Raw genomic sequence first — 22999 nt, 5'->3', positions numbered from 1 at the left:
TCCCAAGTGTCCCAGCGTCCCATTAACTAATACTCTGATATAAATCAGACACTTACAGACTTCGCTCTGGGACACTAGAAATAGGAGTAGTGTCCCAGCGTCCCACCCGCTTCATTGTATTTGAGCAATATCGTGGTGCTTCGCCTGCTCCCGCATGAAAAGGCGATAAATATAAACGAAAAAGAAGTGTCCCAAGTGTCCCAGTGTCCCAACAGATTGGTCAGCGCAAAGGCCTCGCATCGTGGCTCGTAGCCTCCGAAAACTGGCGGAAACCGCCAGGTAACAAAAAACCCGCCGAAGCGGGTTGTTCTTTGCTCTCTGTCGACAGCGCCACTGTGCCCAGTCATTAGATCGGCAGTTCGTCCTCTGCGTCCACCTTCACCCATGCTCGAAACCGGCGCCCGTCGACTCGCACTCGCTCTGATTTCCAGCCGCATTCGGTTAACGCGGATGCGATGAGTTTGCTCTCGGTGATATCTTTGGCCATCATCGTGCGCCCGGTGAACGCCTCGAAGATGTCACTGGTGGACAGGTAAGTCGGAGCGTAGAGACGCGGCGAGCCCCACTCACCACCCGTAAACGCAGGCGGGTTGTGAGACAGGAACTTGCCTACGCGCACCACCCACGGGTTATCCACGGTGCGATCTCTCTGCACCTCTTTGGCCTCGGCCTCTTCCTCGTCGGTAAGCCACCATTGCTCGCCACGCTGGTAAAGCGTCACGGCTTCAGCCCATAACTGGTCGCGTTCGGCCTTCGCTGTTTCAAGGTCAATCTGGGTACACTTGACCGGCCAGAAGCGACGCCCGCCAGTAGTATCCGTCAGATAAGAGCCGTCGCCCTCCGGGTTGATGGTCCCGATGAAAATACAGCGGCGCGGATGCGACACAGTCCTGCGCCCGTATGATGGACGGTATTTGTCGTCTCCGGATGCCATAAAGCCCTTGATCGCTTTCACCTCGCCGCGGGTCATACCGGTCATCTCGGCGAGTTCAACGATCCAGCGACCGGCGAGAGACTGCATGGAGTCCTTGCTGCCAACCTCGCCATCCAGACGGTCAGTGAACCACTCTCCATTGGGCGCCAGAGCGCGAACCAATGAAGATTTGCGAAGCCCCTGCGGCCCCTCCAGCACCAGCGCCGGGTCATGTTTGCAGCCCGGATTAAATGCCCTGGCAACCCCAGCGATGAGCGTGCGCTTACCTGCTGCGCGGTTGAAAAGCGTGTCCTGCGCCCCGGCCAGGCGAAGCAACCAAGTATCAATGCGCGGAACGCCGTCCCACTCCAGTGACTGGAGGTACTCCACGACCGGGTCTCGGCGGTCTCGCATTGCCAGCAGTTGCACGGCCTCAGCCGCGACGTTGGCACCAACCGCCACGCCGAACTGCGCCTCAGCCCATGCTGCCAGCATATCGTCATGCTCATCGCGCCACTCTGAGGGCAGTTCACCCCACGGCGTTTCGCGCTCGACGCGAATCTTCCCTGAGAACTCATCGTACCAAAACACGCCGGACCAGAGGGAGTTACCCTGCATCAGATCCGCCAATGTCGAGGCGGTTGCGCGCACCCGGAGCTGCGCCAGGCACATCTGGCGGCGGACGTAGTCGGTATCCTCAATGCAAGCCAGTTCTGGTTTGAAGAAGCCGATTTCCATCGACGTTTGGATCAGCCAGTTCGCGGCAGCGGCTCGATATTCCTTCAGGCCGCTATCCAGCGCCCACGCCTCCCAGCGCTGGAGTGAAGCGAGCTGGAACAGTCCATGGTCTTTTCCGAGTTCACTCGGCTTCAGCAGAACGATCCCGCGAGTATCTTCACGCCAAAACGCGTAATACTGTCCAGCTGTCCCAACACAGCGAAAAGGCATTCCCAGGTTGTCAGGGATCGCAACATTGTTATCATTATCGGCAACAGCGATCTCGTTCTGCACCAGCTCCGCTCTAGGGTTCAGCGTCTCCTCAAACGCCTTCGCCACGGCCGCCGCGCCTTGGCGCAGGTGCAGATCGTTGAAGTCGGTCGGGTTCCCCTCAAGACTCTTGAAGTCCGGCACCACCAGCAGACCATTAACCGCCCTCGCGGCAGCCTTCGCATGGTAAACGCCAGGATTCTCGACAGGCTGGGTCGTCCAGCGGTCATTATCAGCCGCGAGAATAATGACGACAGGCTTCTTGAGGGCTTGGAAGCGATCATGGATGGCCTGCGCTACTACTGGCAGGTTGCCTGCGTCGAAGCAGACCAGAGTCAGGTGTCCAGTGCATTCGTGAATGCTGGCGCCAGTGGCATAGCCCTCGCTGAGCACGAAGACGGGCGCGCCGTCGTGCATGATGGGCTTGCTGCCGATGGTGTGGAACAGTCCGCGCTTCGCGCCGCCAACAAGGTAATCCTTGTTGCGGTCGCCCATACTCTTCAGCTTGGACGGGAAAATCGCCTGCAGGGAGTGGATTTTGCGCTGACGATCACAAACAGGGATCAGGAGCGCGTTGTCGCTGATGTGGCGCACCTCGCCGGTGGCCTTGTTGACTTTCTCCCATTTCCCGACGCGCAGGCCATGAGCTTTCACGCCCTTGGCTTTCAGGTAAGGGTGATCTTCCGTAGCTTCGGCGGAGGCGTCCCAGAGCTGGTTGGCAGCAGCAGCAGCGGCTTCGTGGCGCGCCTTTTCGGCAGCATCCTTCTCAGCGCGCTCGCGCGCTACGCGTTCAGCCCAGGCCTTACGCTCTTCTGGCGTCCACGGGGTGGCTTTCCTGTCTGCCTGCCACTGAAATTTGTGGTCGCCGTGGCGCTTATTGCAGCCGAACGTGCCAGCTGGGCGCTCATCAAAATGCAGGCAGTACCAAGCGTTGCGTGCCCCCTTGCGATCGCCTTCGGCATGGACACGGTGAAGGTGTCCATCAGCCACAATCTCATCGCTTGTTTCGATGCCCTGCTCCGCCATGGCAGCACGGAACGCTTCGATGGTTTCAGAGAGGCTGGCTTTTTCTGCCAGTTGGGTAGCGCTCATGCTGCCACCTCACCGAAACGAGTCTCGAACAGGTCAACAACCGCGTCGAGGGCGTCGCCCAGCGGCATCTCAACCGGTTCAGAGCCGCGCTCTGGAGAAAAGTGAACGGTCTGCCCGTCAGCAGAGAAGTCGAGGATTGCGCACCCCTCACCGCTACGAGGAATACTGCCAGGTGTCACACCTACGGCATAGATGCGCCGAAAAGTCGGCATGCCATGCAGGCGGAGGATATCAGCCTGCGGGTTTACACCGGCAACACTACGCCCGGCAGAGATCCATGAGATTGGGCACACCTCAATCAGCGGAACGCCGAATGATTGGAGCACGTGGATAGGGAAATCATCGTCGAACGCGGTACTCGCATCCCCAGCGTTGGCATTGAAACGGTCTAGCGCAGCAATGATCGCGCCACGGTGCAGAGTTGAGTATTTATTGCTCATAAGTGCTCTCAAAAAAGATTAATCATTTTCTGGAGCGAACCTTGACCAGTTTCGGTCGTACATGTACTATTCTCTTATCAAATTTGAGTAGTACAGTGGTTCACGCCACCTATAGAAACCCGCCCGCCAGCGGGTTTTTTATTGCCCGTTCGTAGCCATACGGCGTTGCTCAATGGCCTTCTTCACATCGTCCCTACGCCACGCGTTTTTATTGCGTGTCAGCTTGAATGGCCTTGGAAACAGACCATCCTTGATCTCACGATACAAAGTTGCTCGTGAACATCTCAGCATTTCCATTACTTCCGGGAACAACACGTACTCTTTCATACTTCCTCCCGACTCTTTGGGTTCTTGGTGAGTCTGTCATCACGACGAATCATCGTGAGACGGTTCACCCGAAAAAAAATGCTGCTGAGAGCGCCATGCCGGATAACGGAGTGAACACCACCACCAGCAGCTCAGCAGGCGTGAGGCTGCGCATTTCATCGATGTAACGTTTCATAAAGTATCTCCAGGAAGCCCTTCCTACGGGGCTGAGGTGCAGGCGATGGCGGTAGGATAGGGCCTGGAGAACCCGCGTAATGCGACTTACGCTCGCCACCGCCTGCGATTGTTACCGGCCAATGGGTTCAACAGCTCAAGTTCGACCTATCCTTGATGCAAATGGTATCGTCGTTGGGAGCGAGGCCGCAACATATTTTTCCCTTATACATCAGTTACTTGATTGCTCATTTTTGAGCAAGCCACGCGATTTCCATTGCCGCTGAAAGCAATTCGGGTCTCGGCACACGAGGAAGGAGCGAGACGGTATTAGAAAGTTTTTCAGAAATACGATTTTCGCGGCTGCTGCTAATGATGCTATCCGCTGCTTGCGCCGTTCAACTTTTCCCGCCAAGTATGTGCCGAGCCACACCGTGAACAAGCGGTAACGGCGCAAAAATGCGGGTAATGACAGTGGTAACGCTGCCCGATGCCATAAAATTTCATCAATGAACGCAACGGGATAGCCGACAGATGAAAATTGCCACCTGGAATGTGAACTCCATCAAGCAGAGGCTGGATCACCTCGCAACCTTCGTGAAGAGCGCCGACCCGGACGTGGTCTGCCTTCAGGAGCTGAAATGCGTGGACGAGGCCTTCCCGCGCGCGGAAGTCGAGGCGCTGGGCTACAACGTCGTCACCCACGGTCAGAAGGCCTATAACGGCGTCGCGATCCTGTCGAAGCGTCCGCTCGAGGATGTCCGCCGCGGCCTGCCCGGAGACGAGAGCGACGAGCAGGCGCGCTACCTGGAAGGCGTGGTCTCGACCGCGACCGGAGCCGTGAGGGTGGCGTCCATCTATTTGCCGAACGGCAATCCTGTCGGCACTCCGAAATTCGACTACAAGCTCGCCTGGATGGACCGGTTGCGCGCCCACGCGAAAGCCCTTCTCGCCCTGGAGGAGCCCCTGGTCCTGTGCGGCGACTACAACGTCATTCCGGAGCCAAAGGACGCCCTCGACCCGGCCGCCTGGGCCAATGACGCCCTGTTTCAGCCGGAGAGCCGGGCGAAGTTCAGGGAGTTGATCAATCTCGGCTTCCTGGACGCGGTGCGCGCCTGCAATGATCAGCCGGGGCTCTATTCGTTCTGGGACTATCAAGCCGGCGCCTTCCAGCGTAACAACGGCATCCGCATCGACCACCTGCTGCTCTCGGCCCAGGCGCAGGACAGGCTCAGGACGGCGTCGATCCGCAAGGAGGTGCGCGGCTGGGACAAGCCCTCCGACCACGTTCCGGTGATGGTCGATCTGGATATCGAGTAGCGGTTGACCGGCGATACAGGATCGCCGGTCATCTATCGGCGCGACTGGATGTACTGCTCCAGCAGGGCCAGGGCCAGCTTGCGGTCGCTGTCGTCGGCTGCCGCGAAGGCGTCATCGTAAAGCGAGACGATCCACTGATCCTTGGCCGTATCGGTCGAGGCTTCGCGCGCCAGCGTGAGCCACATGAGGCCCTTGGCTCGCTGGCGCGGCACGCCCTGTCCGGTCATCAGCAGATGGCCCAAGAGCGCCTGCGAGGCGGTGTGCCCCTTCTCGGCCGCCAAGTTGAACCAGCGGGCGGCATGGCGGGCGTCCTTCCGGACACCCGTCCCCTCCAGGTAGAGGCGGGCGAGATTGTACTGCGCGTTGGAGTCGCTGAAATAGGACGCCGCGTAGCTGAACATCTCGACGGCGCGCTCCGGATTGGACATCACATAGGAGTCCTTGATGCCATCCAGGAAATAAGTCCCGAGCGCCACGAATGCGCTGGAGACCACCGCCGCGTTCGGAGAATCGGGGCTCTCGTCCGCATGCTGGTCGGCGAGCCGGGAGAAGTACTCGAAGGCTTTCAGGTCGTCGTGCTCGACGCCGTCGCCGTCGGCATACATCCGGCCGAGCTTCCAGAGCGCCAGCGAATGGCCCTGGCCCGCCGCATATTCGAGCGCGTGCACGGCCCCGATCTTGTCGCCGGCATTGTAGTCACGCATGCCGCTGCGCAGCGCATCGCGGACCGAGCCGTACTTGGTCGCCGGAGCGAGCGCCGGGGACAAGGCAGGCGTGAGCGGTTGCGGACGCGGCGCGGCATCGAGGGCATAAGCCGCGCCGGCCCCGAGAGTGGCCACCCACAAGGTGGCTGCGATGAGTTTAAACGTCCGCATAGGTTTCTTTTTCTGCGGCTCCGCCCGGATGGGTGACCGCCCCATCCCGCGCCGGACCCACTGTTTGCGCGTATTTCCAGAGATAGCCCGAGGTGGCGCTCGTCTCGCGCGGCTTCCATTCGGACCGGCGCTGGGCCAGTTCCTCGTCGGAAAGCTCCACGTCGATGGTGCCCTTGATGGCGTCGATGGCGATGATGTCGCCGTCCCGGATCAGGCCGATCGGACCTCCGATCGCCGCTTCCGGGCCCACATGGCCGATGCAGAAGCCGCGGGTCGCGCCGGAGAAGCGTCCGTCGGTGATAAGGGCGACCTTGTCGCCCATGCCCTGGCCGTAGAGGGCTGCCGTGGTCGACAGCATCTCGCGCATGCCGGGACCGCCGCGGGGGCCCTCGTAGCGGATCACCAGGACCTCGCCTTCCTTGTACTGGCGCGTCGAGACGGCCTCGAAGCAGGCCTCCTCGCCGTCGAAGCAGCGGGCCGGGCCGCGGAACACCTGCTTGTCGGTCGCCATGCCGGCCACCTTCACGATGGCGCCTTCGGGAGCGAGGTTGCCCTTGAGCCCCACGACGCCGCCGGTCGGCGTGATCGGCGTGTTCGCCGGATAGACCACGTCCTGATCGTGGTTCCATTTCACGGATGCCAGGTTCTCGGCCATGGTGCGGCCGGTCACGGTCATGCAGTCGCCGTGCATGAAGCCGTGATCGAGCAACGTCTTCATGAGCAGCGGGATGCCGCCGACCTCGAACAGATCCTTGGCGACATAGCGTCCGCCGGGCTTCAGATCCGCGATATAGGGCGTGCGCTTGAAGATCTCGGCCACGTCGAACAGGTCGAACTTGATGCCGGCCTCATGGGCGATGGCGGGAAGGTGCAGGGCCGCGTTGGTTGAACCGCCCGAGGCCGCCACCACGGTGGCGGCATTCTCCAGGGACTTGCGGGTCACGATATCGCGCGGCCGGATGTTCCGGGCGATGAGATCCATGATCTGCTCGCCGGCTGCTGCGCAGAACCGGTCGCGGATCTCGTAAGGCGCCGGTGCGCCGGCGGAATACGGCAGGGCAAGGCCCATGGCCTCGGACACGGTCGCCATGGTGTTGGCGGTGAACTGGGCCCCGCAGGCGCCGGCCGACGGGCAGGCCACCTGCTCGAGCTCGGTGAGATCCTCGTCCGACATCTCGCCGACCGAGTATTTGCCCACCGCCTCGAAGAGGTCCTGCACGGTCACCTGACGGCCGCGGAAGGAGCCCGGAAGAATAGATCCGCCGTAGATGAAGATCGACGGCACGTTGAGGCGCACCATCGCCATCATCATGCCCGGCAGGGACTTGTCGCAGCCCGCCATGCCGACGAGCGCGTCGTAGGAATGGCCGCGCATGGTCAGCTCGACCGAATCCGCGATCACCTCGCGGGACGGGAGCGACGCCTTCATGCCCTGATGGCCCATGGCGATGCCGTCTGTCACCGTGATGGTGCAGAACTCGCGCGGCGTGCCGTTGGCGGCCGCCACGCCCTTCTTCACGGCCTGGGCCTGGCGCATGAGGGAGATGTTGCAGGGAGCAGCCTCGTTCCAGCACGTTGCGACGCCCACGAGCGGCTGGGCAATCTGCTCTTTGGTCAGACCCATGGCATAGAGATAGGAGCGATGCGGCGCGCGAGCGGGCCCCACCGTCACGTGACGGCTCGGCAGCTTCGACTTGTCGATCACCCGCGCATCCATGGTCCGCACTCTTTTCCACCCGGTTCTCACAAGGAAATCCAAGGGCTTTGGAATTCCCGTGATCTGCCACGTGCCACGCCACCGATGCAACGATCCTTCCGAAGGATCCGCTAACAGTCTTAATCCAGGATCTGCCCCAGGTATCGTACCGTAAAGCTTTGGTTTTGAAGCACTTTAACCTGCCCTAGGTGTAGCGCTTGGTTTATGGCGGCATCGCGGCGGAGCTTGGGCCAACAGAGGCAAGATGTTGAAGGTTTGAGGGTGTTGCTCGGCCGCAACAATTTTGGGACAGAATTCCGCTTGTCCCACGCGGCTTCTGCCCTACTAGGGCCCTTCCTCGCGTGCGATCCGCTTCCCTCAGTGGTCGATTTTCTCGGACGAGAACCAGACGTCGTCGTAGACCGCGACTGCGCTCGAATCGGGCGGGCGCTCGTTCCTGATCCAGACGGATCGGATGGCCGCGACGTCGGACTCGGTCGGCAGCCGTCGGACCGAGATCCGCTCCGTCGTGCCGCTGCAGGAGATGAAGCCGACGGTCATAAGCGCCCGAGCAGACAACCCCGTCTCGTGCCGCGTCACCAGGACGGCCGGCCCCCAGCCCTTGTGCGGCTGCCAGGGGAAGATCAGGCGGCCGCCCGGGTTCAGCGCCTTGAGCCACTCGACGTCGGGCGCGATGACGCCGGCATTGACGTAGATGACATCCGCTTTCGGCAGAACCCGGCCGAAGGCGGACGCGGCATGAACGGACGCATTGGAACAGGCGCTCAGGTTCCGCGCCGCCTCGGCGGCGAGGTCCGGCTCGTACTCGAAGGCGTCGACACGCCCATCCGGTGAAACGAGCTGCGCCAGGATCGCCGTGTAATAGCCTGTGCCGGCACCGACATGAATCACGGTCTCGCCTGGTCCCGGGCCGACCGCATCGAGCCAGGCGGCATGCAGGGCGGGCTCGCCGTTGTTGATGCCCCGTTCGAGGTCGATCGCCACGAGGACATTGTCGTAGATCTCGGCGAGCTCGGAGGTCTGGGTGGCGACGCCCATGGTGATGATGGTCCACGGCGCCGGCGGCAGAAAAGCCTCCCGTGGAACGGCCGCAAAGGACGCCTCGATGCGGGCGTCCCGGACATCCGCCATCCGGGCGACCCGCGCGGCATAAGCCCTGCGATACCTGTCGGACTCTTCCTGGGGCATGCCCGAGAAATCCGTTTCGGGCCGCTCCGGTTCCACGCGGCTAAGGCCCTGATCCGCTACATCCTGAAGACGCCGAACTTCGTCTCCGGGACGGGCGCGTTCAGGGCGGCCGAGAACGCCAGGGCGAGCACCCGGCGGGTTTCCGACGGGAGGATGATGCCGTCGTCCCAGAGGCGAGCGGTCGCGTAATAGGGCGAGCCCTCCTTCTCGTACTTGTCGCGGATCGGCGCCTTGAAGGCTTCTTCCTCGTCCGTGCTCCAGGCTTTGCCCTCGGCTTCGAAGTTGTCGCGACGCACGGTCGCCAGCACGCTCGCCGCCTGCTCGCCGCCCATCACCGAGATGCGCGAATTCGGCCAGGTGAACAGGAAGCGCGGGGAATAGGCGCGGCCGCACATGCCGTAATTGCCGGCGCCGAACGAGCCGCCGACCAGCAGCGTGATCTTCGGCACCTGGGCGCAGGCCACCGCCGTGACGAGCTTCGCCCCGTCCTTGGCGATGCCGCCCGCTTCGTACTGGCGCCCGACCATGAAGCCGGAGATGTTCTGCAGGAAGAGCAGCGGGATGCGCCGCTGGCAGCACAGCTCGATGAAATGCGCACCTTTCTGGGCGCTTTCGGAGAACAGGATGCCGTTGTTGGCGATGATCCCGACCGGGATGCCCCAGATCCGCGCGAACCCCGTGACGAGCGTCGTGCCGTAAAGCCGCTTGAACTCGTCGAACTCGGAGCCATCGACGAGGCGCGCGATCACCTCGCGGATGTCGTACTGCTTCTTGAGGTCGGTGGGCACGATCGCATCGAGATCGTCGATGGCATATTTCGGCTCCACCGGCTCCGCGAGATCGATATCGATGCTCTTGCGGGTATTGAGCGTGCCGACGATGCGGCGCGCGATGGCGAGCGCATGCACGTCGTCCGTGGCGTAATGATCCGCCACACCGGAGAGACGGGCGTGAACGTCCGCGCCGCCGAGATCCTCGGCGGACACGACCTCGCCGGTCGCCGCCTTCACGAGAGGCGGCCCGCCGAGGAAGATCGTGCCCTGGCGGCGCACGATGATCGTCTCGTCCGACATGGCCGGCACATAGGCGCCGCCCGCCGTGCATGAGCCCATGACGCAGGCGATCTGCGGGATGCCCAGGGACGACAGGGTCGCCTGGTTGTAGAAGATGCGGCCGAAATGCTCCCGGTCCGGGAACACCTCGGTCTGATGCGGCAGGTTCGCGCCGCCGGAATCGACCAGATAGAGGCAGGGCAGCCGGTTCTCGCGCGCCACGTCCTGGGCGCGCAGATGCTTCTTCACCGTCATCGGGTAATAGGTGCCGCCCTTGATCGTCGAATCGTTGCACACGATCATGACCTCGCGGCCTTCGACGCGCCCGATGCCGGTGATGATGCCGGCCCCGTGGATCGCATCCTCGTACATGCCGTGCGCGGCGAGCGAGCCGAGTTCCAGGAACGGCGCGCCCGGGTCGAGGAGGCGCATCACACGCTCGCGCGGCAGGAGCTTGCCGCGGGCGAGGTGCCGCTCCCGGGCCTTGGCGGGGCCGCCTTCGGCCACGGCCTGCCGCTTGGCCTGGAGATCCTGGGCGAGCTCTGCCCATGCGTCACGGTTCGCCCGTGCGGCGTCCGAGGTCAGGTCGGCAGAGGTGGCAATGACAGGCACGGCGGGTCTCCCTCGGTCTTGTTCTTCGGTCTGTCAGCGACATTGAGCCGTGAGACCAAAGACGTCAGTACCTAGAACCGGGGAGTCCGCGCAACTGGCTTCAGCAGGCCGTCGCGTCAGCCTTTCGCACGAATGACCGTCTCCTGGCGCACAACGCCGGGACCGCACCGGTAGGCGATGCCGCGCACGAGCGACCAGTCGTGGGCGACCTGCTGCAGGTAGAGATGCGTGCCGCCGAGCGCGACGGTCGCCTGGAGCATGTCCTCGGTCGCGTAGCCGAAGGTCGATCGGCCGAGGGTGACGCCGAAGCCGATATTGACCGGCCGGTGGGTTCCCGGCCCGGTCGGCGTGACAGGGCTGACCTCGCCGAGACGGGTGCAGACCCGCACGTCGGCCGGCGAATCGACGATCTTGACGAGCTCCGTGGGTTCGGGCCTGACGGCACAGGCCGAGGCGGCCAGAGCGACGAGGGAAGCGAGAAGGACACGTTGCATGGAAGTTCCGCCAATGATCAGCCGTTTGCTCCAGCTTAGAGCATGAAGCGGCCTTGGGGAGAAGCCTTGCCGTATCCTGTGTGAAAATCCTAGACGCCGTGGCGCGAGAGCAACGGTGTCTCGACCCGCTCGGTCGGCCCGAAAACCTCCTCGAAGGTCCGGCGCATCGCAGCATCGACCTCTGGCATCGTCACCGGGATGCCGAGGTCCACGAGGCTGGTGACCCCGTGCTCCGTGACCCCGCAGGGAACGATGCCGGAGAAATGCGACAGATCCGGCTCCACGTTGAGGCTGATGCCGTGGAACGTGGCCCAGCGTCGGACCCGGATTCCGATGGCGGCGATCTTGTCCTCGGCGGTCTCGCCCTTGTCCGGCCGCCGCACCCAGACGCCGACCCGGTCCTCCCGCCGCTCGCCTCGGATGTTGAAGGCGTCGAGCGTGGCGATCAGCCAGGCTTCGAGAGCCGTCACGTAGCGGCGCAGGTCGGGTGCCCGCCGCTTGAGATCGAGCATCACGTAGGCGACCCGCTGTCCGGGGCCGTGATAGGTGTATTGCCCCCCCCGGCCCGTCTGATGCACCGGGAAGCGGTCCGGATCGACGAGATCCGCCGCCTTGGCCGAGGTTCCGGCCGTATAGAGCGGGGGGTGCTCCACGAGCCACACCAGCTCCCGGGCCTCGCCTGCCGCGATCGCCTCGGCGCGGGCCTCCATGAAGGCGACGGCCTCCTCATAAGCCGTCAGGCCGTCCGTGATCAGCCACTCCACGGGTTCGGAGCCGCTTTCGGCATGGAACTGAACGGTCAGGCTGTCTCGCAGGTTCGACACCGGTTCACCTAAAATCCAGCGGGCCGCGGAGCAGGATCGCTCCGGCCCTTGAAGGAACACGCGTCGGTTCCGCGCTCCTCGTGAAACTCGCGCTTATATAGTCGTGACAGACGCTTATCGCCTATAGCGCCCTTCGCAGGCGAGACATTCGCTTTGATCAATCGCCGCAAGCTCCACGGAGGGGGTTGCAGCGTCCCGATCGATCTGCTAGAGCGGCCACCTCTTCAGGAAAACCACTCCTGAAACCGAGTTCGCGGTCATGGCGGAATTGGTAGACGCACTACCTTGAGGTGGTAGCGGGGAGACCCGTGGAGGTTCGAGTCCTCTTGACCGCACCAACTTTCGGCACGCTCGTGTCGAAGACGAAAAGGCCCCTTTCCGGGGCCTTTTTTGTTGGCCAGGGAGGTCGCCGCCGCAGGCGGTCGAACCATCGTCATACGCTCCTGAAACAAGCGTCCGGGATCAACCGCCAAGCGATTCTTCGAGAAAGTCTTTTAGGCGCATTGCATGGGCCCGCCCGCGCACCTAAAAGGCGGCAACCCACCTTCAGAGGACGGCTGATGCTGGAAGTCGAAGACAAGACGCCGCTCCCGAAGCCCGATGGGCCTGAACCCGAATCCCTGGCCTTCAGGGATGAGGAAGGTGAGCTCAATCCGGAATTCCTGGCCGCCGCCGCCGACGCCATCGAGGCGTCAGAGGTCGAGCGCCTGCAGAAGCTCGTCGAGGACTTCCACGAATCCGAACTGGGCGATCTTCTCGAAGCTCTCGAGCCGGACCAGCGCCCTCGCCTTATCGAGCTTCTCGGGACGTCCTTCGACTTCGCCGCCCTGACCGAGGTGGACGAGGCGGTCCGCGAGGAGATCCTGGAGGAGCTCGAGACCGCGACCGTCGCGGAGGGCGTGCGCGACCTCGATTCCGACGATGCCATCACCATTCTCGAAAGTCTCCCCGAGGAGGAGAAGGCCGAGGTTCTCGATCAGCTTCCGGCGATCGAGCGCGTCGCGCTGCAACGGTCCCTCGACTATCCGGAAGACAGCGCCGGGCGGCGCATGCAGACCGAGTTCATCGCCGTGCCGCCCTTCTGGACGGTGGGGCAGACCATCGACTTCATGCGCGAGACCGAGGATCTGCCGGAGACCTTCTACGAGATCTTCGTGATCGACCCGGCCGCGCACCTGCTCGGATCGGTGCCTCTGGACCGGCTTCTGCGCTCCAAGCGCCCGGTCACGATCCAGGACATCATGAACGCCGAGCCCGACCGGGTGGAGGCCACGGAGCACCAGGAGGAGGTGGCGCGCCTGTTCGAGCGCTACAACCTGGTGTCGGCAGCCGTGGTCGACGAGGCCGGCCGGCTCGTCGGCGTGATCCTGGTCGACGACATCGTCGACGTGCTCGAGGAAGAGGCCGACGCCGACATCAAGCAGCTCGGTGGCGTGAAATCGGACGAGGAGCTCTCCGACACGGTCTTCTACATCCAGCGGAGCCGGTTCCCCTGGCTGTTCGCCAACATGTGCACCGCCTTCCTGGCCGCGAGCGTGATCCGGCTCTTCGAGGGCTCGCTCGAGCGGATGGTGGCGCTCGCCATCCTCATGCCCATCGTGGCATCCATGGGCGGCAATGCCGGCACCCAGACCATGACGGTCGCCGTCAGGGCCCTCGCCACCCGCGAGCTCGGCCGGTCCAACGCCTGGCGCATCATCCGCCGCGAGGCGACGGTCGGCCTGCTCAACGGGCTGGTCTTCGCCGTCATCCTGGGAAGCCTCGCGGGGCTCTGGTTCCAATCCTGGCAGCTCGGCTTCGTCATCGGCCTCGCCCTCATCACGGTCCTGATCTTCGCGGCGCTCGGGGGAATCTTCGTGCCGCTCACGCTCAACCGGTTCGGCGTCGACCCTGCCGTATCGTCAGGGCCGTTCGTCACCAGCATCACGGACATCGTCGGCTTCTTCGCCTTTTTGGGTATCGCAACGGCCTGGTTTCACCTGTAAGCTTGTTTCGCAGCGCTGTCGTAAGGGCCTGTTAACGCTCTTGCGTCATCTCTGGTGTGCTCCAGTCCTGCGTACAATACAGTTGAACCGATGAAGACTCGCCGCCGCTCCTCCAGCCGCTCCAAGAGTTCCGGCCTGAAGACATTCGTCCAGGCTGCTCGGTTCAGCGCGCTCGCCGTCGTCGCCCTGGGGCTCGCCTCCTGCGCGATCATGCCCTCGTCGAGCCGCTACCCGACCAAGGGCGATGCCCGCCCGCACGACGGCGTCGCGACCGCTCACCGGCTTCCGATCCACGGGGTCGACATCTCCAAGTGGCAGGGCGATGTCGACTGGGCGGCCCTGCGCCAGGCCGGCACGCAGTTCGCCTTCATCAAGGCGACCGAGGGCGGCGACCACATCGACAGCAAGTTCCACGAGAACTGGCAGGCCGCCAGGAGAGCGGGCGTTCCGCGCGGCGCCTATCATTTCGTGTACTGGTGCCGCCCTGCCCACGAGCAGGCGGCCTGGTTCAAGCGCAACGTGCCCCAGGATCCCGATGCCCTCCCGCCGGTCCTCGACGTGGAGTGGAACGGGCAATCGGTGAACTGCCCGAAGAAGGTTCCGCGCGCACAGGCGCTCGCCATGATCGACGTGATGCTGCGCGAGATGGAAGCCCATACGGGCAAGCGGCCGATCATCTATACCGACATCACCTTCCATAAGGAAATTCTGGAAGGCGAGTACAACGACTACCCCTACTGGATCCGCAGCACGGCCGCCGAGCCCCACGTGCGCTACAACAACCGCCGCTGGACCTTCTGGCAGTTCACGACCACGGGCCGGGTGCCCGGCGTGAGGGGCGACGTGGACCGCAACACCTTCTACGGCACGGAGAACCAGTGGCGCATGTTCGTCCAGAGCGCCTGCGACCCCCGCGACCACAGCCGCCTGAGCCAGCAGGGCGTCTGCCGCACCATGGATGCAGTCCAGACGGCGAGCGCTGAAGTTACGGAGTAACTTTAGCCTAGACAGCCTTACGCGTAGAGAAACCTACCCAAATCGATCTGGGTAGATTATCCCAGGTTCAGCAGTGAGATCGGTTGACGTTATATTATAACACTGCTTAGTTGTCGCAGCTTGAGACTTCTGGAGCTCGACATGCCCTTTCATATCCCACCCCCAGATCCGACGACCCCTCGTCCCACCACAGGCAATGACATTATCGACGGCACCAATGGCAACGATGTCCTGGAGGCCTATATCGGCAATGATCTTCTGCGGGCGGGAGCCGGCAACGATATCCTCGTCGCCTCCGTCGGCAACCATACTCTCGAAGGCGGATTGGGCGACGATCAATATGTGCTGACAAGCAGCGCCAGTACGTATCTGATCAACGACGTCGGCGGCACGGATACAATCGACTTCGCTCCCTACACGCTGAAGGGCGTCTATCGGGTTGGCGCAGGAGGCGCGGCCGATCCTTCGGGCAACGATCTCTACCTCGTCTTTTCCGCCTTCACTGTGACGGTCCGAAACTATTTCGTCACGGGTGGGAATGGTGGCCATATTGAGGCCCTGAGGTTCAACTCCTACTCTCCGTTCGAAGAAAGCGTCACATGGCAGATGGGCGATGTCTTGAACGCCCTGCAGCAATCGTGGCCCTCCATGGAAGACGAGTTCCTTTACGCCGATCCGACGGGGCTTCCCACCCTGCTGGATGGCGGGCTCGGGAACGATTACCTCCACAGCTATTTCGCTAATGACACCTTGCTGGGTGGTGCAGGCAACGACACGCTTCTGGGCAGTCGCGGCGACAACATTCTCCAAGGCGGCACCGGAGACGATTTTTACAAGATGGAAGAAACCGGCGGCACGGACATTTTGTTCGACGAGGGTGGGAATGACAGAGCCCTCGTCGCTTATATCGTCTCGAAATTCGATCGCACCGGCGACGATCTCTGCATCACATCAACTCGTAACAGCAAGCTGACAATCAAGAATTATTTCTCGGAAGCTCCCGGCACCGCAAAGGGCTTGATCGAGGATCTGTGGCTCGGAGGATACGAGAAGGACTGGTCGATCCCAGGTCGCAACTGGTCTCGTGCCGAGATTTTGGAGGAGATCCAGAAGAACGATCCGGCTGACAACTCGGCAGACACGTCACATGAGGTGGATCCCAAACCTCACAATACCGAGTCGCAAAGCTCACAAGACGATCCTTCCAAGGCAGAGGAGCATATTTTGAGAGCCGATGGAGGGCGCAACGTTCTCGCCGGATCTTCGGAAGCTGACGTGTTCATCTTCTCGAGCGTGAATAAAGCGGGTCTTGGAAAAGATCGGGACATCATCGTCAACTTCGAGCATGGCGTCGACACCATCGACCTCAGTGGCATCGACGCCAACACAAAGGTTGCCGGCAACAACGCCTTCAAGGCGCTTCTGACGGGCAAGAAGCCGTTCACCAAGGCCGGGCAGCTTCATTACGATGCCAAGAAGGGCATCCTCTCCGGCAACACGGACAAGGATGCGGCCGCAGAGTTCCAGATCCAGATCAAGAACAAGCCGGAACTCCTCAAGCTCACCGACTTCGTTCTCTGACCGACAGACAGGAACCAACCCTCGAAACTCCCCGGCCCTAGGCTGGGGAGTTTCCGTTTGTCGCCGTTCAGCCAAATTTCTCCGCCTTCCCGCTTGATAAGGGCAGCATTGCTGACCAAAATGATGGATCAGAAAATCGATCCATCGCGTACTCTTGCGAGTCGACGAATGGAACAGGGAGGACACGATGCTGCCGAACGCCGCCAAGGGCTTCAATTTCGATCTCGGCGAAACCGCCGATGCCATCCGCGAGACCGTGCGCGACTTCGCCCAGGAGAGGATCGCCCCGCGGGCGGAGGAGATCGACCGCACGAACCAGTTTCCGCGCGACCTCTGGCCCCAGATGGGCGAGCTCGGCCTGCACGGGATCACGGTCGAAGAGGAGTACGGCGGGGCCGGGCTCGGCTATCTCGAGCATGTGATCGCCATGGAGGAGATCTCCCGGGCGTCCGCTTCCGTCGGCCTGTCCTACGGGGCCCATTCGAACCTCTGCGTCAACCAGATCCGCCGCAACGGCAGCGAGGCGCAGAAGCGCCGTTACCTGCCGAAGCTGATCTCCGGCGAGCATCTCGGTGCGCTCGCCATGTCCGAGCCGGGCTCGGGCTCCGACGTGGTCTCCATGCGCACCCGCGCCGAGAAGCGCGGCGACCGCTACGTGCTCAATGGTAACAAGATGTGGATCACCAACGGCCCGACGGCCGACACCCTGGTGGTCTATGCCAAGACCGATCCGGCGGCCGGCCCGCGCGGCATGACGGCCTTCCTGATCGAGAAGGACTTCAAGGGTTTCTCCACCCACCAGAAGCTCGACAAGCTCGGCATGCGCGGCTCGGACACCTGCGAGCTGGTGTTCGAGGATTGCGAGGTGCCCGCGGAGAACGTGCTCGGTGAGGTCGGCCGGGGGGTCAACGTGCTCATGTCGGGCCTCGATTACGAGCGCGCCGTTCTGGCGGCCGGCTCCACGGGCATTATGCAAGCTTGCATGGATGTGGTCCTCCCCTACATCCACGAGCGCAAGCAGTTCGGACAGGCCATCGGCGAGTTCCAGCTCGTGCAGGGCAAAGTCGCCGACATGTACGTGACCATGAACGCCGCGAAGGCCTATGTCTATGCGGTGGCCAAAGCCTGCGACCGGGGCGAGACCACTCGCGAGGACGCGGCCGGCGCGATCCTCTATGCGGCCGAGAACGCCACCAGAATGGCGCTCGATGCGATCCAGCTTCTCGGCGGCAACGGCTACATCAACGATTATCCGACCGGTCGTCTGCTGCGCGACGCGAAGCTCTATGAGATCGGCGCCGGCACCAGCGAGATCCGCCGCATGCTGATCGGCCGCGAGCTGTTCGCCAAGACCGCATGAGCGGCTCCCTTTCGACGGCACGCCAGGGCTGCTCCCGAGCACCCGGGCGTGACGCTCGGGTGGTGATTTTCATTCAGGCCGAACCAGCTACAGTGAGGCATTCATGGATCACCGCGAGGCCCGATGACCCTGACGCTGTATGCCCATCCGTTCTCGGCCTACTGCCAGAAGGTCCTGATCGCGCTTTATGAGAACGGCACACCGTTCGAATACCGGACGTTGGGCGACGAGCAGGCCGACGCCGAACTGGCGGCGCTCTGGCCGATCAAGCGCTTCCCCGTGCTCGTGGACGCCGGCCGGACCGTCATGGAAGCCACGATCATCATCGAGCATCTCGGCCTCCATCACCCTGGACCGGTGCGGCTGATCCCGGACGATCCGCGGGAGGCTCTCGACGTGCGGCTAATGGATCGCTTCTTCGACAACTACGTCGCAACCCCGATGCAGAAGATCGTGTTCAACCAAATCCGGCCGGAGACGGACCGGGATCCTTACGGGGTCAAGGAGGCCCGGGCGATGCTCGACCGGGCCTATGGCTGGTTCGACGAGAGACTCGCCGGGCGTGAATGGGCCGCCGGCGGCGCCTTCAGCCTTGCCGATTGTGCGGCGGCTCCGTCTCTTTTCTATGCCGACTGGGCCCATCCTGTCGGCGAGGCGTTCCCACACGTCCTCGATTATCGCAGGAGGCTCCTCGCCCGCCCCTCCTTCGCCCGCGCTGTGGACGAGGCCCGGCCCTATCGCGGGTTCTTTCCGCTCGGAGCCCCGGACCGCGATTGACGCACGACGGGATTGCGCCCGACGGGGCTCCGCCGCGGTAGCGTGCCGGATCCGGGCCCGCTATGAAAGCGTATCTCAACGTCAGGAAACAGCCATGACCCTCGACAAGACCATCGCCGATGCCCTGCGGGCCGCGTCCACCGCCACGATCACCACCGTGCTGCTGAAAAAGGGTGTCCGCCGCTGCTGGATGAATGGACCGATGCCGGCCTTCAACGCCACGGAAAAGATGGTCGGCCGTGCCTTCACCCTGCGATTCGTGCCTGCCCGCGAGGATCTGGCGACGCCGGAATCCTGGGCCTCCCCGCGCTCCACCCGGGCCGCCATCGAGGACATGCCGGAGGGCTGCATTGCGGTGGTCGATTCCATGGGCGTCACCGATGCGGGCATCTTCGGCGACATCCTGACCGCCCGCATGAAGAAGCGCGGCGTCGCCGCCCTCATCACGGACGGGGTGGTGCGCGATGCGGTCGGCGTCGAGGGGACGAATCTGCCGGTCTGGTGCGCGGGCGTCGCCGCCCCGCCGTCGGTCGCCGGCCTGACCTTCGTGGGCTGGCAGGAGCCCATCGGCTGCGGCGGAGTCGCGATCTTCCCGGATGACGTGATCGTCGCCGACCGGGACGGCGTCGTGGTGATCCCGGCCGCCATGGTGGAAGAGGTCGCCAAGGCGGCCGTCGCCCAGGAGCATTATGAGCTCTGGGTCATGCGCGAAGTCGAGAAAGGCGTTCCCCTCCCCGGCCTGTATCCGCCGAACGCCGAAACCAAGGCGCGCTACGAGGCCGAGCTGAACAAGTCTTAAGTCGACGGGCCCAACGGGTCGCCGCGGGCTCTAAGTCGACAACGGCGCCACGTCATGGCCCGGCTCGTCCCGGCCATCCGGATCGGAAAGGTGCGGCGCTTCACACCATCGGGGTCACCGGCACAAGGCCGGTGACGACGTGGGAAGGTGTTCCAAGCGCAAATCGCCAGGAATGAGGACCCGCGCGTGTTCTACTACCTTTCAAAGGTCACGTGGTTCTTCGCCACGCCGTCCAATCTCCTGATCAGCGTCATCCTGCTGGGGCTGATCCTCGCCCTCGTCAGGCGACTGCGCTCCATCGGCATCGGCCTGAGCCTGATCGCTACCCTTGCGACCATCGCCCTGGGGCTTCTCCCCATCGCCAATTACGTCCTGCTGCCGCTCGAGGAGCGGTTTCCCACCTTCCGGGACGACGGGAGACGCGTGGATGGAATCATCCTGCTCGGCGGATCCGTCGAGGCGGCGGATTCGGCCTCTCGCGGGATGATCGTGTCGAACGAATCGGCGGAGCGTGTCCTCGACACGATCCAACTCGCCCACCGCTACCCGAGCGCCCGGATCCTGATCTCCGGGGGCGGCGGCACGGTCTTCGGCGACGGCGCGGCCGAGGCTCCCATCATCGCGGCCTATCTGAAGAGCATCGGCATCGACCCGACCCGCATCATGGTGGAGGACCGCTCGCGCACGACCTCGGAGAACGCGCTCTTCTCGCGTGACCTGGCGAAGCCGCAGGAGGGCGAGCGCTGGCTTCTCGTGACATCCGCCTGGCACATGCCGCGGGCCGTCGGCGTGTTCGAAAAGGTCGACTTCCCGGTCACGCCCTACCCGGTCGACTTCCGCACCGGCGGCGGGGGCAACAATCACCGCCCCTTCGGCTTCATCTCGGAAGGCCTGCGACGGCTCGATCTGGGCACGAAGGAATGGGCCGGATTGATCGGCTACTACGCGACCGGGCGCACGTCGCGGCTGTTCCCTGGAGCTCAGGATTCCGGACCGGCCGGCCGCGCCAGCCGATAGGTCCCGCGAAAATCATCCGGATCGACCGGACGCCCTTTTCGCAGAATGATGATCCGGCCTTCCTTCATCAGGCGCACCGCCACCTTCCGCACGGGCTGCATCAGGGGGCCCCATCCGTCCGGCTGGTTTCCCCCGATGGCCTGAGCCACGTCGCCTGGACCGATGGTTTTGCCGGGGCCGCGCTCCTCGAGCAGCGCCAGCAGGGCGGCCTCGATTTCCTCGGGCGTTGCGTGCTTAGACATCTGTGGACCTCAAGGCTGCGTGGTGGGCATCCGACAGGAACTGGCGCCGCCACATGACGAGCAGGACGCCGGCCGTGGCCCCGATGAAGAGATAGGCGCTCACGAACCAGCCGAGATAGGCAAGCGAGAAGAAGAAGGCCCGCTGTCCGCGGTTGAAATGCTTGCCGGCCACCGCGTTCATCGCAGCAGCCTGACGGGCGACGACCAGGGCCTCGTCACGGCTGTTCTCCTTCAGGACGGGCACCGCCCCGACGATGATCGCCATGTAGTTGAAGAGCCGGTAAGACCAGGCGAACTTGAAGAAGGCATAGACGAAGATCACCGCGAGCCCGATTACCTTCACGTCCCAGGCCAGCCGTGTCGGAGGCTCTCCGAACGGGAGGTCGGCAAAAAGCGGCAGAACGGAATCCGCCGAGCGCAGCAGGGCCAGAACGCCGCCGATGGCAATGAGTGACGTCGAGGCGAAGAACGCCGTCCCGTTCATCAGGGACGCCATGATCGTGGTGTCGACGATCCGGTTCTCCCGCACCACCATCTGCTCCATCCAGCGATAGCGGTACTGGTTCATAAGCTTGTTCAGGCTTTTCTGCCCGGCCGGCGTGAGCTCGAGCGCGGCGTGGTAGCCGATCCAGGCAATCAGGAAGAAAGCCAGCGCCCCGTAATCGAGATTGGTGAAACCCAGCACCCGTTCCTCCGATTGACTCCGCCGCCATCTTGCCCAGTTTGTGGAAAGCCTCAATGGGGAGCGACGCTACATGCCTCAGACCATCACGCGCGGCTACAAGACATTGCTCGGCGAAGCCAATGCAAAGATCCGGACGCTGTCCATCGCCGAAGCCTTGCCTCTGCACGGCCGCGAGGACGTGGTCTTCGTGGATCTGCGCGACCCCCGGGAGCTCGAGCGGGAGGGCCGCGTGCCCGGGGCCGTGCATTGCCCGCGCGGCATGCTCGAATTCTGGATCGATCCGGAAAGCCCCTACCACAAGCCGGTCTTCGGCCAGGACAAGACCTTCGTGTTCTTCTGCGCAGCCGGGTGGCGCTCGGCGCTCTCGGCTGCCACCGCGCAGGACATGGGCCTGAAGCCGGTTGCCCACGTGGAGGGCGGTTTCACGGCCTGGAAGCAGGCAGGCGGCCCTGTCGAGACCGGCGAGCCGTCGAAGCGTTAAACCGTCCCTCGAATTTCGAAGCGCCCGGACACGTCGAACGCGAGGTCGTCAGGGTCCAGGATCTCGACCTTCTCGACGCGCGACCCCGCGGGCCCCTCCCGGCACGCCTTCAGCATCACCTCGACGAGATTGTCCGGCCCTGAGAACACGGCCTCGACCGTGCCGTCGCGCCGGTTGCGCACCCAGCCCTTCAGCCCATGGAGCTCCGCCTGGTGTTGCGTCCATGCGCGGAAGCTCACGCCCTGGACGTGCCCATGGATCAAAACATGCGACGTTCGGCTCTCGGTCATCGTCCCTCAGCGGTGCGCAGGGCGGGCAAGGTGTGTCACCCGCCGTGATCCTCGTTCAGCGTCTGGATAATACGAACCGCATTCTGCGGATCCATCTCGAACTGGATTTTGTCTGGTCTGAGCCCCCTGGACGCCGGGGGCGTGACCGAAAGCGGCCGGCTCTCAGGCATGGGCCGCATCAGCGAGGCTTGGGAATCGTGCCCGATGGTGCATTCCAGAGGGGTCGGACCTTGGGTTGCGGCTGCGCGGGTGCGGCAGCCTGGGACTTCGGAAGCCAGATGCTCAGGCTCCGGATGTAGTCCTCGGGCAGCCCGGCATGTCGAGCCGCCTCCACCACCCCCTCCATGTAGCCCGGGAGGGGCGTCCCCGGCTTGGTGCTCCGTCCGATATAGACGATCGCCCGGCGCGGCCCCTGCTCCGTCACGACCGGCTGGACGACTTTGGTGTAAAGGCCCGTCGACAGGCTCTCGTAGCGGTCGAGGGCGGGTACGTCGGCCAGGGCCAAGTCCCAGACCATGCCCCAGACCGCCCGCTGCGGATCGCGCACCACGGTGGCGTAGCCCTCATCGAAGACGATGAAGCGGTGCCGCATGAGCCGCGCGACGCCGACCGGCTTCGAGGCCGGGCAGCGCTGGAGCATGGCGGCCTGATCCATGTTGGAACCATAGGCGAAGTAGAGGGGCATGAGCTTGAACGCTTCCTTCGTTACCGGCCGCGCCGTCCGGAGGGCCGGGACAAGCCCTGCCTTGACGGGCCGAGTACGGAGTTCGCCGGCAGGCTAACGTCCCAATG

At 63.4% G+C, this 22999-nt stretch carries 22 protein-coding genes and 1 tRNA gene; 10 read left to right on the top strand and 13 right to left on the bottom strand.

Annotated features, from left to right (window positions below; all coding sequences use genetic code 11):
• Window positions 1-346: 346 nt before the first annotated feature.
• The 3 genes from HPT29_RS09580 to HPT29_RS28815 all read right to left on the bottom strand — a co-directional run bounded on the left by HPT29_RS09580 (window position 347) and on the right by HPT29_RS28815 (window position 3723).
• Window positions 347-2992, bottom strand: a complete 2646-nt coding sequence (locus HPT29_RS09580) for a VapE domain-containing protein (protein ID WP_173947484.1) — start codon at window positions 2990-2992, stop codon at window positions 347-349.
• Window positions 2989-3432, bottom strand: a complete 444-nt coding sequence (locus tag HPT29_RS09575) for a hypothetical protein (protein ID WP_173947485.1) — start codon at window positions 3430-3432, stop codon at window positions 2989-2991. The genes HPT29_RS09580 and HPT29_RS09575 overlap by 4 nt, the downstream gene beginning before the upstream one ends.
• 138 nt (window positions 3433-3570) lie before the next feature.
• The gene (locus HPT29_RS28815; RefSeq protein ID WP_432807300.1) at window positions 3571-3723 is read right to left on the bottom strand and encodes a helix-turn-helix transcriptional regulator; all 153 of its coding nucleotides are present in this window, start codon (window positions 3721-3723) and stop codon (window positions 3571-3573) included.
• A 723-nt stretch (window positions 3724-4446) separates the two neighbouring features.
• Here HPT29_RS28815 and xth point away from each other — a divergent pair.
• Window positions 4447-5232: an exodeoxyribonuclease III gene (xth, locus tag HPT29_RS09570; RefSeq protein ID WP_173947487.1), complete on the top strand. Its 786-nt coding sequence runs from the start codon at window positions 4447-4449 to the stop codon at window positions 5230-5232.
• Window positions 5233-5264: 32 nt separating this feature from the next.
• Here xth and HPT29_RS09565 read toward each other — a convergent pair whose 3' ends face one another.
• From HPT29_RS09565 to lipB, 6 genes are all read right to left on the bottom strand, one after another.
• Entirely contained in the window at window positions 5265-6107 is an 843-nt protein-coding gene (locus HPT29_RS09565) for a tetratricopeptide repeat protein (RefSeq protein ID WP_173947488.1), read from the bottom strand.
• Window positions 6094-7824, bottom strand: a complete 1731-nt coding sequence (gene ilvD / locus HPT29_RS09560; protein ID WP_173947489.1) for a dihydroxy-acid dehydratase — start codon at window positions 7822-7824, stop codon at window positions 6094-6096. Before ilvD ends, HPT29_RS09565 begins: the two co-directional genes overlap by 14 nt.
• A gap of 357 nt (window positions 7825-8181) precedes the next feature.
• Window positions 8182-9012: a protein-L-isoaspartate O-methyltransferase family protein gene (locus tag HPT29_RS09555; RefSeq protein WP_173947490.1), complete on the bottom strand. Its 831-nt coding sequence runs from the start codon at window positions 9010-9012 to the stop codon at window positions 8182-8184.
• Between the two features lie 56 nt (window positions 9013-9068).
• Entirely contained in the window at window positions 9069-10676 is a 1608-nt protein-coding gene (locus HPT29_RS09550; protein WP_173947491.1) for a carboxyl transferase domain-containing protein, read from the bottom strand.
• 116 nt (window positions 10677-10792) lie between these two features.
• Window positions 10793-11170, bottom strand: a complete 378-nt coding sequence (locus tag HPT29_RS09545) for a hypothetical protein (RefSeq protein WP_173947492.1) — start codon at window positions 11168-11170, stop codon at window positions 10793-10795.
• 89 nt (window positions 11171-11259) lie between these two features.
• On the bottom strand, window positions 11260-11994 hold the full coding sequence (gene lipB / locus HPT29_RS09540) for a lipoyl(octanoyl) transferase LipB (protein ID WP_173947493.1): 735 nt from the start codon (window positions 11992-11994) through the stop codon (window positions 11260-11262).
• 253 nt (window positions 11995-12247) lie between these two features.
• On the opposite strand from lipB, the gene HPT29_RS09535 reads away from it, so the two are divergent.
• From HPT29_RS09535 to HPT29_RS09500, 8 genes are all read left to right on the top strand, one after another.
• A tRNA-Leu gene (locus HPT29_RS09535) sits at window positions 12248-12332 on the top strand.
• Between the two features lie 222 nt (window positions 12333-12554).
• Window positions 12555-13979, top strand: a complete 1425-nt coding sequence (mgtE, locus tag HPT29_RS09530; RefSeq protein ID WP_173947494.1) for a magnesium transporter — start codon at window positions 12555-12557, stop codon at window positions 13977-13979.
• 90 nt (window positions 13980-14069) lie between these two features.
• A complete protein-coding gene (locus HPT29_RS09525; RefSeq protein WP_173947495.1) occupies window positions 14070-14975 on the top strand; it encodes a glycoside hydrolase family 25 protein in 906 nt (301 codons plus the stop codon).
• A gap of 141 nt (window positions 14976-15116) precedes the next feature.
• Window positions 15117-16556: a calcium-binding protein gene (locus tag HPT29_RS09520; protein ID WP_173947496.1), complete on the top strand. Its 1440-nt coding sequence runs from the start codon at window positions 15117-15119 to the stop codon at window positions 16554-16556.
• 187 nt (window positions 16557-16743) lie between these two features.
• Window positions 16744-17916 carry an isovaleryl-CoA dehydrogenase gene (locus HPT29_RS09515; protein ID WP_173947497.1) on the top strand — a complete coding sequence of 391 codons (1173 nt, stop codon included), beginning with the start codon at window positions 16744-16746 and terminating at the stop codon, window positions 17914-17916.
• Window positions 17917-18039: 123 nt separating this feature from the next.
• Window positions 18040-18693: a glutathione S-transferase family protein gene (locus tag HPT29_RS09510; RefSeq protein ID WP_173947498.1), complete on the top strand. Its 654-nt coding sequence runs from the start codon at window positions 18040-18042 to the stop codon at window positions 18691-18693.
• A gap of 94 nt (window positions 18694-18787) precedes the next feature.
• Entirely contained in the window at window positions 18788-19492 is a 705-nt protein-coding gene (locus tag HPT29_RS09505) for a ribonuclease activity regulator RraA (RefSeq protein ID WP_173947499.1), read from the top strand.
• 147 nt (window positions 19493-19639) lie between these two features.
• Window positions 19640-20509 (top strand): YdcF family protein, encoded by an 870-nt coding sequence (locus HPT29_RS09500; protein WP_259060527.1) that lies wholly within the window; start codon window positions 19640-19642, stop codon window positions 20507-20509.
• On the opposite strand, the gene HPT29_RS09495 is transcribed toward HPT29_RS09500, so the two are convergent.
• Both HPT29_RS09495 and HPT29_RS09490 read right to left on the bottom strand, forming a co-directional pair.
• On the bottom strand, window positions 20473-20751 hold the full coding sequence (locus HPT29_RS09495; RefSeq protein WP_173947501.1) for a DUF3253 domain-containing protein: 279 nt from the start codon (window positions 20749-20751) through the stop codon (window positions 20473-20475). The two genes, HPT29_RS09500 and HPT29_RS09495, sit on opposite strands and share 37 nt — an antisense overlap.
• Window positions 20744-21436 carry a DUF599 domain-containing protein gene (locus tag HPT29_RS09490; protein WP_173947502.1) on the bottom strand — a complete coding sequence of 231 codons (693 nt, stop codon included), beginning with the start codon at window positions 21434-21436 and terminating at the stop codon, window positions 20744-20746. Before HPT29_RS09490 ends, HPT29_RS09495 begins: the two co-directional genes overlap by 8 nt.
• A 70-nt stretch (window positions 21437-21506) precedes the next feature.
• Here HPT29_RS09490 and HPT29_RS09485 point away from each other — a divergent pair, with 70 nt between their 5' ends.
• Window positions 21507-21917 carry a rhodanese-like domain-containing protein gene (locus HPT29_RS09485; protein ID WP_173947503.1) on the top strand — a complete coding sequence of 137 codons (411 nt, stop codon included), beginning with the start codon at window positions 21507-21509 and terminating at the stop codon, window positions 21915-21917.
• On the opposite strand, the gene HPT29_RS09480 is transcribed toward HPT29_RS09485, so the two are convergent.
• Together HPT29_RS09480 and HPT29_RS09475 are read right to left on the bottom strand one after the other, a co-directional pair.
• Window positions 21914-22207: an acylphosphatase gene (locus tag HPT29_RS09480; protein ID WP_173947504.1), complete on the bottom strand. Its 294-nt coding sequence runs from the start codon at window positions 22205-22207 to the stop codon at window positions 21914-21916. The genes HPT29_RS09485 and HPT29_RS09480 overlap by 4 nt on opposite strands.
• A gap of 178 nt (window positions 22208-22385) precedes the next feature.
• A complete protein-coding gene (locus HPT29_RS09475) occupies window positions 22386-22892 on the bottom strand; it encodes a gamma-glutamylcyclotransferase family protein (protein ID WP_173947505.1) in 507 nt (168 codons plus the stop codon).
• Between the last annotated feature and the right edge of the window lie 107 nt (window positions 22893-22999).

The sequence above is a fragment of the Microvirga terrae genome, from assembly GCF_013307435.2.
Taxonomy (GTDB): Bacteria; Pseudomonadota; Alphaproteobacteria; order Rhizobiales; family Beijerinckiaceae; genus Microvirga; species Microvirga terrae.
The sequence above is the reverse complement of the archived record's forward strand: the minus strand, read 5'-3'. Positions and strand labels throughout refer to the sequence as shown.